The 13,940-nt window shown below is 71.0% G+C and carries 8 protein-coding genes and 6 tRNA genes; 7 read left to right on the forward strand and 7 right to left on the reverse strand.

From position 1 onward, the window contains the following. Nucleotides 1–116: 116 nt before the first annotated feature. Entirely contained in the window at nucleotides 117–1,991 is a 1,875-nt protein-coding gene (locus CFK41_RS09995; protein WP_096799524.1) for a BCCT family transporter, read from the forward strand. Between the two features lie 93 nt (nucleotides 1,992–2,084). Here the strand turns inward: CFK41_RS09995 and CFK41_RS10000 are convergent, their stop codons facing one another. The 5 genes from CFK41_RS10000 to CFK41_RS10020 all read right to left on the reverse strand — a co-directional run bounded on the left by CFK41_RS10000 (nucleotide 2,085) and on the right by CFK41_RS10020 (nucleotide 3,346). Then, complete coding sequence (locus CFK41_RS10000) at nucleotides 2,085–2,771, reverse strand: Type 1 glutamine amidotransferase-like domain-containing protein (RefSeq protein WP_151904726.1); 687 nt, start codon at nucleotides 2,769–2,771, stop codon at nucleotides 2,085–2,087. A gap of 167 nt (nucleotides 2,772–2,938) precedes the next feature. Next, a tRNA-Val gene (locus tag CFK41_RS10005) sits at nucleotides 2,939–3,013 on the reverse strand. A gap of 26 nt (nucleotides 3,014–3,039) precedes the next feature. After that, nucleotides 3,040–3,110 (reverse strand) — tRNA-Cys (locus CFK41_RS10010). Between the two features lie 65 nt (nucleotides 3,111–3,175). Beyond that, nucleotides 3,176–3,248: transfer RNA gene (locus CFK41_RS10015), tRNA-Gly, on the reverse strand. A 26-nt stretch (nucleotides 3,249–3,274) separates the two neighbouring features. Further along, nucleotides 3,275–3,346, reverse strand: a tRNA-Val gene (locus tag CFK41_RS10020). Nucleotides 3,347–3,776: 430 nt separating this feature from the next. Between CFK41_RS10020 and CFK41_RS10025 the strand changes: the two genes are divergently transcribed. The 5 genes from CFK41_RS10025 to treZ all read left to right on the forward strand — a co-directional run bounded on the left by CFK41_RS10025 (nucleotide 3,777) and on the right by treZ (nucleotide 10,708). After that, nucleotides 3,777–3,852 (forward strand) — tRNA-Gly (locus CFK41_RS10025). A gap of 26 nt (nucleotides 3,853–3,878) precedes the next feature. After that, nucleotides 3,879–3,953 (forward strand) — tRNA-Val (locus CFK41_RS10030). Nucleotides 3,954–4,054: 101 nt separating this feature from the next. Continuing rightward, nucleotides 4,055–6,220 (forward strand): glycogen debranching protein GlgX, encoded by a 2,166-nt coding sequence (gene glgX, locus CFK41_RS10035; RefSeq protein WP_096799526.1) that lies wholly within the window; start codon nucleotides 4,055–4,057, stop codon nucleotides 6,218–6,220. 121 nt (nucleotides 6,221–6,341) lie between these two features. Beyond that, nucleotides 6,342–8,921 (forward strand): malto-oligosyltrehalose synthase, encoded by a 2,580-nt coding sequence (gene treY / locus CFK41_RS10040; RefSeq protein ID WP_096799527.1) that lies wholly within the window; start codon nucleotides 6,342–6,344, stop codon nucleotides 8,919–8,921. Next, entirely contained in the window at nucleotides 8,918–10,708 is a 1,791-nt protein-coding gene (gene treZ / locus CFK41_RS10045) for a malto-oligosyltrehalose trehalohydrolase (protein WP_096799528.1), read from the forward strand. Before treY ends, treZ begins: the two co-directional genes overlap by 4 nt. Nucleotides 10,709–10,775: 67 nt before the next feature. On the opposite strand, the gene zapE is transcribed toward treZ, so the two are convergent. Both zapE and CFK41_RS10055 read right to left on the reverse strand, forming a co-directional pair. Beyond that, the gene (gene zapE / locus CFK41_RS10050) at nucleotides 10,776–11,834 is read right to left on the reverse strand and encodes a cell division protein ZapE (RefSeq protein ID WP_096799529.1); all 1,059 of its coding nucleotides are present in this window, start codon (nucleotides 11,832–11,834) and stop codon (nucleotides 10,776–10,778) included. A 55-nt stretch (nucleotides 11,835–11,889) separates the two neighbouring features. Then, nucleotides 11,890–13,149 (reverse strand): alpha/beta hydrolase family protein, encoded by a 1,260-nt coding sequence (locus tag CFK41_RS10055; protein ID WP_227873034.1) that lies wholly within the window; start codon nucleotides 13,147–13,149, stop codon nucleotides 11,890–11,892. 293 nt (nucleotides 13,150–13,442) lie between these two features. Here CFK41_RS10055 and msrB point away from each other — a divergent pair, with 293 nt between their 5' ends. Next, a complete protein-coding gene (gene msrB / locus CFK41_RS10060; RefSeq protein ID WP_096799531.1) occupies nucleotides 13,443–13,901 on the forward strand; it encodes a peptide-methionine (R)-S-oxide reductase MsrB in 459 nt (152 codons plus the stop codon). The last annotated feature ends 39 nt before the right edge of the window (nucleotides 13,902–13,940 follow it).

A 13,940-nucleotide genomic window follows, 5' to 3' on the forward strand; every position in this document is an offset into this window, starting at 1 on the left:
GCACCGTCGCCGGACCTCCGGATTGTCGGATCGCTATCCTGATGCCGCACGACATCCCCTCCCCAGGAAGGAGTGCGCCCTCCTCCGTCCCGCAGCGGGCGGTCCCGGGCGTCTTCATGAGTCAGAACACACAGACGACCAAGGACCTCCTCGAGGACCTCCGCAGCGCGGAGCCTCGACGGCGCAAGCGTGACAAGCCGGGACTCGACATGGTGGTCTTCGGGACCGCCGGGATCCTCGCCATCGCCTTCGTGGTGTGGGGCCTGATCTCCCCGAACGGCCTCGGCGCCGTCGCGACCGGGGCCCTGAACGGCGTGATGGACAACTTCGGCTGGCTGTACGTGATCGCGGCGACGGTGTTCACCGTCTTCGTCATCGTCGTGGCCTTCTCCCGCTTCGGCCGCATCCCTCTGGGACGCGACGGCGAGGAGCCCCAGTTCAAGACCGCCTCGTGGATCTCGATGATGTTCGCGACCGGCATGGGCATCGGCCTCGTCTTCTACGGCGTGGGCGAGCCGCTCTTCTTCTACATGTCTCCCCCGCCGGGCACCGTCGAGGGCCAGACGCCCGAGGCGATGACCACCGCGATGGGCACCACCCTGTTCCACTGGACCCTGTACCCGTGGGCGATGTACGCGATCGTCGGCCTGGGCATGGCCTACGGCACCTTCCGCCTGGGCCGTTCGCAGCTGTTCTCCTCGATGTTCGCCTCCCTCTTCGGGGAGCGGGTCAACCAGAGCATAGGCGGCCGCGTCATCAACATCCTCGCGATCCTCGCGACCCTCTTCGGCTCGGCCTGCTCGCTGGGCCTGGGCGCCCTGCAGATCGGCGGCGGCATCGAGTCCGTCGGCATCATGGCCGATGTGACCTCCCCCGTGCTGGTCATCATCATCGCGATCCTCACCGCCTGCTTCGTCGCCTCGGCGGTCTCCGGCGTCGAGCGCGGCATCCAGTACCTCTCGAACATCAACATGGTGCTCGCGGTGGTCCTGGCCCTGATCGTCTTCATCGGCGGGCCGACGCTCTTCATCCTCAACGTGATCCCGAACGCCGTGGGCGGCTTCATCGGGGACCTGCCCGAGATGGCCTCGCGCACCGCCGCCGGCGGCGACGAGTCGCTGTCCGAGTGGATGAGCACCTGGACCATCTTCTACTGGGCCTGGTGGGTCTCGTGGTGCCCCTTCGTGGGCCTGTTCATCGGCCGCATCTCCCGCGGCCGCACCATCCGGCAGTTCGTCGTCGGCGTGCTGCTGGTGCCCTCCGTGGTCTCGCTGCTGTGGTTCGCCGTGTTCGGCGGCGGCGCGATCGGTCTGCAGGAGCGCGCCGAGCGCGCGGAGGACAGCTCGAAGATGCTCTCCCAGATCGTCGACGGCGCCCCCGACATCAACTTCGACCTGATCCTGTTCGACGCCCTGCGCGCCCTGCCCCTCCCGGGCTTCGTGCTCGCGGCGCTCATGGTCCTCACCGTGGTGCTCATCGCCATCTTCTTCGTGACCGGTGCCGACTCGGCATCGATCGTCATGGGCGGTCTGAGCGAGAAGGGCGCCGAGGAGCCGACCCGCAAGGTCGTCATCTTCTGGGGCGTGGCCACCGGCGCGGTCGCGGCGATCATGCTGCTGGCCGGCGGCAGCGACCCTGCCGCGGCGCTCAACGGCCTGAAGAACATCACGATCGTGGCCTCGCTGCCCTTCGTGATCGTCATGCTCCTGCTGTGCGTGGCGATCTGGAAGGATCTCTCCCGCGATCCGCTGATGATCCGCAACCGCCTCGCGCGGCACATCCTCGAGGACTCCGTGGAGACGGCGATCGACCGTCACGACGGCGAGCCCTTCGAGCTCCGCACGGTGGAGACGGTCGTCGAGGTCACCCCGGCCGATGCGAAGAAGCTGGATGACGAGAACGAGGCGCGCCAGCGCTCGCGCTCCGGCTCCGCCGCTTCGACGTCGACCGAGGACGTCCCGCCCGCGGGCGACGACACGCCTCGCAGCTGACACGCACCGCTGAGCCGGCACCGCCGGCTTCCACAGCGCTCGAGGGCCCCTGCCGCACGGCAGGGGCCCTCGTCGTTCTCCTCCATGGCCGCATCACGGCTCGAACAGCTCCCAGGTGCCCTCGGAGACGACCTCGACCTGGTGGTCGACGATCCGCAGTGCGGTGTCGTCGTCGATCGCAGAGGTCGGCACGGGGATCCCTGCCGCCCAGCGCCTGATCTCCTCGAGGGCGGCGTCGGGCATCGAGGGATGGCCCAGATGCGGGTACGGCGTGACGTCGACGAGGCCCAGGGCGCGGTCGGCGTCACGACCCCTGTCGTCCCCCTCGGGCACGAACTCCCGGTCGAACTCGGCATCGCAGTTGTACGGGGTCACAGCGATGCTGCCCGCACTGACCCCGAGGTACACCGTGCCGGTCAGCTCCGGCAGGAGGTCTGCGAGACCCGACTCCCTCATCCAGTGGCACAGGTGGAGGACGTCCCCTCCCCACACGATGAGCACGTCGGCCTCGCGGAGCGCAGGCACCCAGCTCTCCCGCCGGATGCTCGGCAGGGCCGTGAGCTCGAGGACCCCGACGGACTTCCATCCCAGGCCCGCCGCCCGGTCGCCGCCCGCTCCGGCGATCGCGTCCCAGGCGCTCCCGGCACCCCCGGGGAAGGGGTGGAGACCGGTCGGGACGAAGAGCGCGGCGGCCTCGGAGATCGGCTTGCCGAGCAGGTCCACGAGCGTGCTCTCGATTCTCGGGTTGGTGACCCCGGAGGAGGTGAGGAGGAATTTCATGACGACCTCGAGCGCGTCTGCGGGGTGCCGCACGGCGCCGTGCGGACCTGATCGCAGGCTCGACGTCGAGCCTGCCCATGATGATGGTGGCCGACATCGTACCGATCGGCGGCGGACCACCCCATGCAGAAGGGCCCCGATCGTGATGATCGGGGCCCTTCTACTGCTGGTGGGCGATACTGGGATCGAACCAGTGACCTCTTCCGTGTCAGGGAAGCGCGCTACCGCTGCGCCAATCGCCCGGGCGGCGCCCGTCAGGGGCCGTCGGAGGTGGGTACGGGATTCGAACCCGTGTACACGGCTTTGCAGGCCGTTGCCTCGCCTCTCGGCCAACCCACCACAGATGCCGGAGCATCTATGGGAAACGGCGCTCCCGACGAGTCGTCGAGCGCGCCGCTCCTCGGAGCGGACGACCGGATTCGAACCGGCGACCCTCACCTTGGCAAGGTGATGCTCTACCAACTGAGCTACGTCCGCAGGACAGGGATCCGAGGATCCTGCCGTGGGCGATACTGGGATCGAACCAGTGACCTCTTCCGTGTGAAGGAAGCGCGCTACCCCTGCGCCAATCGCCCGAAGATGAAGGACATCTCCGCCATCCGCCCTTCCGAGCGGACTCGAAGAAGCTTACACGCTGCCGAGGGGTGCTCGCGACGCGCCAGGTGTGACCTGCATCCCGTCACGCGAGAACAGAACCCGGCAGTGACCTCCCGCTGCACCTCTCGCACCCGCTCCCCCGGCACGCCCTCGACAGGCATGCGCCGGCCCCGCCGAACCGTCGGGCGGCCGGGCCGGCGAGATCGCCGGACGGCCGGATCCCGGCGAGCGCCGTCGATGTCTCGACCCCCGATGACCCTCGGCGGAGGACCTCTCGTCCGGGAGCCCTCCCCAGGGCCCGCTGCCCGGTCGGAGGGCCCGGCGGTGACCTCGGCCACTGCGGGCTCTCTGCATTTGCGCCGCAGGCCGGAGCCGCATATCGTATTCCTTCGTCGGCTCAGCCGATGTGCGGACGTAGCTCAGTTGGTAGAGCATCACCTTGCCAAGGTGAGGGTCGCCGGTTCGAATCCGGTCGTCCGCTCCAACACTCCCCGCGTCCTCGGACGCACCGGGCGATTGGCGCAGCGGTAGCGCGCTTCCCTGACACGGAAGAGGTCACTGGTTCGATCCCAGTATCGCCCACCACAGAAGGCCCCCTCGCAGCAGCGAGGGGGCCTTCGTCATGCCGGTGACGCGCCCCCGGCGTCCGATGCCTCGCCGTCCCCTGCGACGTCTACTCTGAGCACATGCAGATCTGGACCGGACAGTCCTACCCCCTGGGTGCCACCTTCGACGGCTCGGGCACCAACTTCGCCCTGTTCTCGGAGGTGGCCGAGCGCGTCGAGCTGTGCCTCATCGATGAGCAGGGCGCCGAGCGGCGGGTCGAGATCACCGAGGTGGACGCCTTCGTGTGGCACGTCTACCTGCCGGCGATCCAGCCCGGGCAGCGCTACGGGTACCGGGTGCACGGCCCGTACGACCCCGCCGCCGGTCACCGGTGCGACCCCTCCAAGCTGCTCCTGGACCCGTACGCGAAGGCGATCGCGGGCATGGCGAGCAACCATCCCTCGCTCTACAGCTACGACTTCGAGGACCCCGCGGAGCGCAACACCGACGACTCCGCCGAGCACACCATGCACTCCGTCGTGGTCTCCCCCTTCTTCGACTGGGGCAACGACCATCCGCCGGCGCACGAGTATCACGACACCGTGATCTACGAGGCCCATGTGAAGGGCCTGACGATGCTGCACCCGGACATCGACGAGAACATCCGCGGCACCTACGTCGCGATGGGGCACCCGGCGATCATCGAGCACCTCACCGAGCTGGGCATCACCGCGATCGAGCTGATGCCGGTGCACCAGTTCGTCCAGGACGGCCATCTGGTCGAGAAGGGGATGCGCAACTACTGGGGCTACAACACCATCGGCTTCTTCGCCCCGCACAACGAGTACTCCTACGCCGGGCAGCTGGGTCAGCAGGTCCAGGAGTTCAAGCAGATGGTGAAGAACCTCCACGAGGCCGGCATCGAGGTGATCCTCGACGTGGTCTACAACCACACCGCCGAGGGCAACCAGATGGGGCCCACCCTCTGCTTCCGCGGCATCGACAACGCGGCGTACTACCGCCTGGTGGAGGACGACCGGGCGCACTACTACGACACCACGGGCACCGGGAACTCCCTGCTGATGCGCACCCCGCACGTGCTGCAGCTGATCATGGACTCGCTGCGGTACTGGGTCACCGACATGCACGTGGACGGCTTCCGCTTCGACCTGGCCTCCACGCTCGCGCGGGAGCTGCACGAGGTGGATCGGCTCAGCGCCTTCTTCGACATCATCCAGCAGGATCCGGTGATCTCCCAGGTCAAGCTCATCGCCGAGCCCTGGGATCTCGGTGAGGGCGGCTATCAGGTGGGCGGTTTCCCGCCGCTGTGGTCGGAGTGGAACGGCAAGTACCGCGACACCGTGCGGGACTTCCACCGCTCCGAGCCCGGCAAGATCGGCGACTTCACCTCCCGCCTCGCCGGCAGCTCGGACCTGTACCAGCACACCGGCCGCACCCCGATCGCCTCGATCAACTTCGTCACCGCCCACGACGGGTTCACCCTGAAGGACCTGGTCTCCTACAACGATCGCCACAACGAGGCCAACGGCGAGGGCGGCACGGACGGCGAGAGCCACAACCGCTCCTGGAACTCCGGCGTCGAGGGCCCCACCGAGGACACCGCCGTGCGGGACCTGCGCCTGCGTCGGGCGAAGAACCTCATGGCCACGCTGCTGCTGAGCCAGGGCGTGCCGATGATCCTGCACGGCGACGAGATGGGCCGCACCCAGAACGGCAACAACAACACCTACTGCCAGGACGACGAGATCTCCTGGATGGATTGGGAGCTGGACGCCTACGAGATGGACATGCTCTGGTTCACCCAGAGCGTCATCTCCCTGCGTCGCGACCACCCGATCTTCCGGCGGCGACGCTTCCTGCAGGGTGCGGCGCAGGACACCGCGGACTCCTCCCTCCCGGACGTCGAGTGGCTCGGCACCGACGGCGCACCGATGACGGACGAGGACTGGAACGACGCCCAGAACAAGTGCCTGACCATGTTCCTCAACGGCTCCGCCATCCCCGAGCCCAACCTCCGCGGCGAGCGCATCGTGGACGACTCGGCGCTGGTCATGTTCAACGCGTCGGGCAACCCGGTCGACTTCGCGCTGCCCCCGGCCGATCACGGCCGCGAGTGGCGGGTCGAGCTCGGCACCGGGGACACCATCGACATCGGTCAGTCGCTCGAGGCCGGGACCACGCTGGAGCGCCCCGGCCATTCCCTGCTGATCCTGACCCGGCCGCCCATGACGGAGGGCGATGAACAGGCCACCGAGCAGGACGGGTCCCGGACCACCCGGGCCTGAGGCCCGCCTGGGAAGCTCCCCTCCAGGACCACCCGAGACAGCAAGAGACCGACTGAGACCGAGCGGCCCGCCCCGGACCACGATCGAGGCCCGTGGGTGCGACGAAGGAGAGCATCGCCCTGTGAGCACCGATACCGGCCACCGTCCCGTCCCGCGTCGCGAGAGCGCGACCACCACCGGCACCCTCCCCGTCCTGCGAGCGGTCCCGACCTCCACCTATCGCCTCCAGCTGCACGCCGGATTCACCGCCGACGACGCGGCGGGGATCGTCCCCTACCTCGCTCGTCTCGGGGTGGGCCACCTCTTCTGCTCCCCCGTGCTCCAGGCCGCACCGGGCTCCACCCACGGGTACGACGTCGTGGACCACACGCGCATCGGCGAGGAGATCGGCGGCGAGGAGGCACTGCGGCGACTGGCCGATGCCGCCCACGGGCACGGCATGGGCCTGATCGTCGACGTGGTCCCCAACCACATGGCGATCCCCACCCCGATCTGGCACAACCGCGCCCTGTGGTCGGTGCTGCGGGACGGGCCGGCCTCGGAGTACGCGGACTGGTTCGACGTGGAGCTCACCGGCGAGCTCTCCCTCCTCGTGCCGGTGCTCGGCCGCTCCGTCGGCGCGGTCCTCGCCGACGGCGAGATCACCGTGGGCCAGGAGCCGATCCCCCAGGCCGACGGCACCGTCCGCACCGAGACCGTGGTGCGCTACTACGACCACGTGCTCCCGGTCGCGGCCGGCACCGAGCACCTGGGCCTGGCCGACCTGCTGGACCGGCAGTGGTACCGCCTCGCCTCCTGGAAGGTCGCCGATGACGAGCTGAACTACCGACGCTTCTTCGACGTCGACACCCTCGCCGCGATCCGGGTGGAGCTGCCGGAGGTCTTCGAGGCGACCCATGCGACGCTGCTGCGCCTGCAGGGCGAAGGGATCATCGACGGCTACCGCATCGACCACCCGGACGGTCTGGCCGATCCGCGCGGCTACCTGCGGGACCTCGAGCGCGCGACCGGCGGGGCCTGGACCGTCGTGGAGAAGATCCTGCACGGCGACGAGCAGCTGCCGGGGGACTTCCCCTGCGCGGGGACCACCGGCTACGACGCGCTGTGGCGGGTGGGCGGACTGTTCCACGACCCGCACGGGGCGCTCGGCCTGACCCATCTGTGGCAGCGTCGCACCGGCGACCTCCGCCCCTTCGAGGAGGTCGCCGAGGAGTCCACGGACCTCGTCGTGCAGACCAGCCTCTGGGCCGAGATCGAACGCCTGACCACGCTGCTCCACCGCATCTGCCAGGCCGACATCCGCCTGCGCGACACCACGCGACGGAACATCCAGAAGGTGGTCGTCGCCCTGCTGGGCTCCATGGACCGCTATCGCGCGTACATCGTGCCGGGCGAGGCGGCACCCGGCTCCGAGCGGGCGGTCATCGAGCAGGCGGCCGATCGGGCCCGGTCGAGGCTCGGCGAGGACGAGGACGTCGCGGCGGCCCTCGGCACCGTGGTCGCCCTGGTCTGCGGCGACGAGGTGGGCAGCGCGGGCCGCACCCGCAGCGCCGATCGGGACGAGGTGGTGGTGCGCTTCGCCCAGACCTGCGGCCCCGTGCACGCCAAGGGCCTCGAGGACACCGCCTTCTACCGCTACGCGCGCTTCCTCGCCGTGAACGAGGTGGGCGCGGATCCGGACCGCATCGGCGTGGACCCTGACGAGCTGCACGATCACGCGCTGTCGATGGTCCGCACCCGGCCCGATGCGATGACCACCCTGTCCACCCACGACACCAAGCGCAGCGAGGACGTGCGCGCCCGGCTCGCCGTGCTCACCGAGCAGCCGCTCGAGTGGGCCGTGGTCGTCCAGGACCTCGAGCGGGCGACCGCCGACCACCGCGGAGACCAGGTGGACGGCGCCGTCGACCTGCTGCTGTGGCAGATCCTGGCCGCCTGCTGGACCCTGCCGGGCGCCCCGGTGGCGCCGCTGACCGCGGAGCGGCTGGACGGGTACCTGCTCAAGGCGATGCGGGAGGCGAAGAGCCGCACCACCTGGACCGAGCAGGACTCCGACTACGAGCAGCAGGTCCTGGACCTGGGCCGGGCCGCCCTCTGCTCCGCAGAGGTCGACGAGATCCTCTCCGACTGGACGCGCCGCACCCTCGCCGCCCAGCGCAGCGCGATCCTCGGCCAGAAGCTGGTGCAGCTGACCATGCCGGGGGTCCCGGACGTGTACCAGGGCAACGAGTCGGTGGACCTCTCCCTCGTGGACCCGGACAACCGCCGCGAGGTCGACCACGCCGCCCATGAGGAGCGGCTGACCCGGATGATCGAGGGCGCGGGCCCGGAGGGCATCGCCGACGAGAAGCTGTGGCTGACCCATCGTGCCCTGGTGCTCCGTCGCAACCGCCCCGAGCTCTTCCAGGGCCGGGACGCCGCCTACCATCCGCTGCCCACCACGACCGGCCACGCCCTCGCGTTCGGCCGTGCGGAGGGCGAGGGTCCGATCGAGGTGATCACGGTGGTCACCCGGCTCGCCCACGGCCTCGCCCAGCGGGGAGGCTGGGGCGACGCCTGGATCGCCCTGCCGCCGGGGCGCTGGCGGGACAGCCTCAGCGGCGCCGAGACCGAGGGCGGTCGCGCCTCCCTCCAGGACCTCCTCGGCGACGGGCCGGTCGCCCTGCTGGTGCGCATCCGGGACGAGGAGGACGCGCGATGAGCTCCCGCCCGGTCGACGCGCACGACGAGCGCGGCTACGAGCTCTGGGCTCCTGCGGCACAGCAGGTCACCCTGCGGATCGACGGGACCGAGCACGAGATGCGGGTGGTCGGGGACGGCTGGTTCATGCTGCCGGAGGTCCCCGCCGAGCCCGGCGCACGCTACGCCTTCCGCCTCGACGGCGGGGACCTCTGGCTGCCCGATCCCCGGTCGCTGTCGCAGCCCGACGGAGTCCATGCGGACAGCGAGGTCGTCGACCCCTCGCTGCTGCGGCCGACCGCGCCCTGGGACGGTCGCGACCTCCGGGGACGGGTCCTGTACGAGCTGCACGTGGGCACCTTCACGCCCGGGCCCGACGGCCGCGGCGGCACCTTCGACTCGGCGATCGAGCGGCTCGACGAGCTGGTCGACCTCGGGGTCGACGCCGTGGAGCTGATGCCGGTGGCCCCTTTCCCCGGGGATCGCGGGTGGGGATATGACGGCGTCGGCCTGTACGCGGTCCACGCCGCCTATGGCGGGCCGCAGGCGCTGGCCCGCTTCGTGGACGCCTCCCACCGGCACGGGATCGCCGTGGTGCTCGACGTGGTGCACAACCACCTCGGGCCCTCCGGCAACTACCTGGGCATGTTCGGTCCGTACTTCACCGAGCGGCATCAGACCCCCTGGGGGTCGGCGATCAACCTCGACCAGCCCGGCTCCCGCCAGGTGCGCGACTTCCTGCTGGGCAGCGCCCGCCACTGGCTGGTGGACATGGGGGTGGACGGGCTGCGCCTGGACGCGGTCCACGAGCTGCGCGACGACTCCGAGCGCCCCTTCCTCGCCGAGCTGGCCGATGCGGTGTCGAGCTGGGAGACGGAGACGGGCAGGCCGCTCGCGCTCATCGCGGAGTCCGATCGCAACCAGCCCGCCACGGTCACCCCCACCTCCCGCGGCGGGCTCGGCATGGACATGCAGTGGGCCGACGACGTCCACCACGGCGTCCATGCCTGGATCACCGGCGAGCGCGACGGGTACTACGGCGACTTCGGCAGCGCCGAGGCTCTCGCCGTCGTGCTCGAGCGGGTCTTCCTCCACGCCGGCACCTGGTCGAGCTTCCGGGGACGGGCCTGGGGAGCACCGGTGGATCCCGACTCCGCGGAGTACGACGCCCACTCCTTCGTCACCTTCCTCCAGGACCACGACCAGGTGGGCAACCGGGCCGCCGGCGACCGGATCCATCACGGGATCGATCCCGGCCGCCACGCCGCCGCGATCGCGCTGATCCTGCTGGGGCCCGGCACGCCGATGCTCTTCCAGGGCGAGGAATGGGCGGCGTCGACGCCGTACACGTACTTCACCGCGCACGACGAGGAGCTCGGAGCGCTGGTGAGCGCGGGCCGGGTGGAGGAGTTCGCGGCGATGGGCTGGGGCGATCAGGTCCCCGATCCGCAGCTGCGCTCCACCTTCGAGTCCTCGATCCTGCGCTGGGAGGAACGGGAGCAGGCGGGACATGCCTCGATGCTGCGCTGGTACCGGGAGCTGATCGCGCTGCGCCATGCCGAGGAGGACCTCCACGACCCCTCGCTGCGGCGCACCCGGGTGGAGGTGCTGGCCGAGGAGACGGTCCTGCTCCGGCGCGGCGCGCTCGCCGTGCTCGCACATCGCGGTCCCGGCCCGCTCGCGGCAGGGCCCCGCGCGGAGCAGGTGCTCGCCGCCTTCGGCGAGATGACGCTGGGGGCCGACGGGACGATCCACCTCGCCGGACCCGGCGCCGTGGTGCTCCGGCCGTCCCCGGGGACCGGCGGCTGAGACATCGGCAGGGAGCGGCCTGTCAGAGGGCGGCGCGTGAGGATGCGGCGTGTCAGGAGGCGGCGTGTCAGGAGGCGGCGTCGGCCGCTCCGGAGCTCAGCAGCGCTCCCCCGTCGCGGGCGAGCGAGGCGAGGCGGGAGAGGGCGCGGAAGTACTTCTTGCGGTACCCGCTGCGCAGCAGCTCCGCGGAGAACAGATCCTCGAGCGTCCCGGGGTCGGTTCCGCCCGCCAGGGAGATCAGCATCGGCACCTCCCGGTCGTAGAGACGGTCCACGAGCACCACGAAGCGCAGCGCGTCGTGGTGGTGGGTGAGCCCGTGCATCCCGGTGACGTGCGCGGCGGAGACCTCGTCGATCATGGCGCCGTAGCGGGAGGGATGGACCTTCGTGAGATGGGTCAGCAGCGCGTCGTACTCGTCGAGGGTCGCGCCCGGCATCGTCTCGGCGCTGCTGCGCACCTCATCCTCGGGGAGGGTCGCGATCTCGGTGACTCCGTTCCGGCGGCGGTAGTCCTCGCCGTCGATCCGCAGCACCTCGAAGCGCTCGGCCATCGCCTGGATCTCGCGCAGGAAGTCCTGGGCGGCGAACCGGCCTTCGCCGAGGGCGTCCGGCAGAGTGTTCGAGGTCGCCACGATCGCGACCCCTCGATCCGAGAGCTCGCGGATCAGCCGGGTCATCAGCAGGGTGTCGCCCGGGTCGTCGAGCTCGAACTCGTCGATGCACACCAGGACGGACTCGCCGAGCAGATCCACGGCGCGCTGGAAGCCGAGCGCTCCTACCAGATCGGTGTACTCGACGAAGGTGCCGTAGACGCGGTCGCCCTCGACGGCATGGAAGAGCGAGGTGAGGAGGTGGGTCTTGCCCACCCCGAACCCGCCGTCGAGATATATGCCGCGGGCGGCGGCGGGCTTCTTCTTCCGCAGCCGGGAGAGGAAGCCGGCACGCGGCGCGCCGAGTGCCGCGGCGAACTCGCCGACACGCTGCTTCGCCTGCTCCTGCGAGGGGAAGTCGGGGTCCGGGACGTAGTTGTCCAGCCGGGCCCGGGCGAATCGCGGCGGGGGCACCAGGTCCGCGAGCAGTCGCTCCAGGGACGGTTCCGGCCGGCGGTCGCAGAGTGCTTCGGTCACGGGGATCAGTCTAGGGGCCGTGCGCCGGGGCTCCGGACGACGCCGGAGCGCGTGCTCAGAGTCGCAGCCCGATCGAGCCCTCGAGCGCGGGGGCGGCAGGGTCCCGCACCGGCACCGCGATCTCGTCGGCCCGGATCTCCAGACCGAGCTCGCGGATCAGGTACTCGGCGAGCCGGCGCTCGTAGCGCGCCGGATCGGTGTTCCACTCGCGGGTGTGCGAGGCGCCGGCGACCGGGACGAACTCGATCAGGTCCGGGCGCAGCGCGGCCAGCTGCCGGCTGGGCTCGGGCGGGACGGTCTCGTCGTCCAGCGCGTGGAACAGCAGGGTCGGGTGGGTGAGGTGCTCCGCGTAGTACGCCGGGGTCATCTCCGCCAGGGCCAGCGGTTCGCGCAGGCGCACCATCCGGGCCCCGAAGCGGGAGGTCATCATCCACAGGGCGAGCTCGCGCATCCGCGCCGGCGCCTTGAGCGCGGTGGCGTGGTAGATGAGGATGTCCTGCCAATCCACCGCCGGCGAGTCGAGGACCAGCGCGGCGATCCGCTCGCGGTGGGCGGAGCGGACCGAGGCCCGCAGCGCGATCCCACCGCCCATGGACCAGCCCACCAGGACGATGCGTCGGGCGCCGTGGGCGATGGCGTAGTCGATCGCGGCCTCGGTGTCCTCCCACTCCGCGGAGCCGAGATGGTGCATGCGGTCCGCGGAGGCGGGCGCCCCGGCATCGTTGCGGTAGGTGATGGTGAGGCTGGTCAGCCCCAGGCGGTGCAGCAGCGGGATGATCCGCAGCGCCTCGCCCCGGGCCGAGCCGTGCCCGTGCACGAGGATCGCCCAGGTGTCCTCGTTCCCCGGCGCGGAGCCGGAGTCGGTGTCGGGCCGCACGAGCCAGGCCGGCATGTTGCCGACCGGCGACTCGACGGTGACCTCCTCCGTGGGCAGGCCGTGCGCGGTCTGCGGGGTCCCCGCCCAGTAGAAGCCGTTGCTCCGGGCCCGGTCCACCTGGAGCGGCTCGTCGGTGTCGACGGCGAGCACGGGCCGGGAGACCGTGGTCGGGGTGGGCCGTCCGTCGACCGGGCCCAGCCGCACGTGGACGGTGCCGCCGCCCTGGCGCAGCGCGAGCAGGCCGCCGCGCCCGGTGGTGCGGGTCTCGTCGAGGTGGACGCGGTCGGGGTGGACCGCCCGCACCGTCATGTCGGGCAGACCCCGCAGGGACTCCCGCGGCACCAGCGGCAGGCGGGCGATGATCCGGGCGCCGGCGGTGAGCACTCCTGCGCTGAGCGTGAACATCCCGGCCGCACCGATGGCGCCGTAGGCCGCCACCTCCACCCATCTTGCCTGGTCAGGCCAGTGCTGACGCAGCAGGGCGGGCCGTGCTGGACGGCGCTCGGAGGTGGTCCTGGCTGGGGTCCGGGATGGGTCGCGCGTCATACCGCGCATCCTATCGGCGGGCTAGGATCGAGGCTGTGAACGCGTTGTTCACCCCCACATCCACGTCGTGGTCCCCCGACTCGCCCGATGCTCCGCCGGCCGCCCCTCGAGCGGCCCCCGACCGGGCCCCGAGCCGCCGGACCGCGCGAGCGGCGCCCACCGGCGTCGCAGATCGGAGGCACCAGATGTCCACGGATCCCATCGGCTCCCGCCCGTACCCGATCTCGGTGAGCGACCTCGAGTGGCGCGAGCGCCTCTCCCCCGCCGAGTACCAGGTGCTCCGTCAGGGCGGCACCGAGCGCCCCGGCACCGGGGAGTACGAGGAGGTGCGGCCGGCCGGGACCTACGCCTGCCGAGGCTGCGGCGCCGAGCTGTTCACCGCCTCGACCCAGTTCGATGCGCACTGCGGCTGGCCCGCCTTCTACGCCCCGTCCGAGTCCGACGCCGTCGAGCTCCTCGAGGACACCTCGCTGGGGATGCGGCGCGTCGAGGTGCGCTGCGCCGCGTGCGGTTCGCACCTCGGCCATGTCTTCGAGGGCGAGGGCTTCGCCACCCCCACCGACCAGCGCTACTGCATCAACTCGATCAGCCTGGTCCACAGCGACGACACGGAGCCCGCCGGGGGCGGCGCCTCCCCCGCCTGACCCCCGGCGCGCCTGCCGGACTCGCCCGGTTCGCGGCGA

It is taken from the genome of Brachybacterium ginsengisoli (assembly GCF_002407065.1).
Lineage (GTDB): Bacteria > Actinomycetota > Actinomycetes > Actinomycetales > Dermabacteraceae > Brachybacterium > Brachybacterium ginsengisoli.

Bases quoted from the DNA above. Each gene is read 5' to 3' on its own strand.
- glgX (WP_096799526.1), top strand. From the start codon at position 4,055: ATGCAGATCTGGACCGGACAGTCCTACCCCCTGGGTGCCACCTTCGAC.
- treZ (WP_096799528.1), top strand. From the start codon at position 8,918: ATGAGCTCCCGCCCGGTCGACGCGCACGACGAGCGCGGCTACGAGCTC.
- CFK41_RS09995 (WP_096799524.1), top strand. From the start codon at position 117: ATGAGTCAGAACACACAGACGACCAAGGACCTCCTCGAGGACCTCCGC.
- msrB (WP_096799531.1), top strand. From the start codon at position 13,443: ATGTCCACGGATCCCATCGGCTCCCGCCCGTACCCGATCTCGGTGAGC.
- CFK41_RS10000 (WP_151904726.1), bottom strand. From the start codon at position 2,771: ATGAAATTCCTCCTCACCTCCTCCGGGGTCACCAACCCGAGAATCGAG.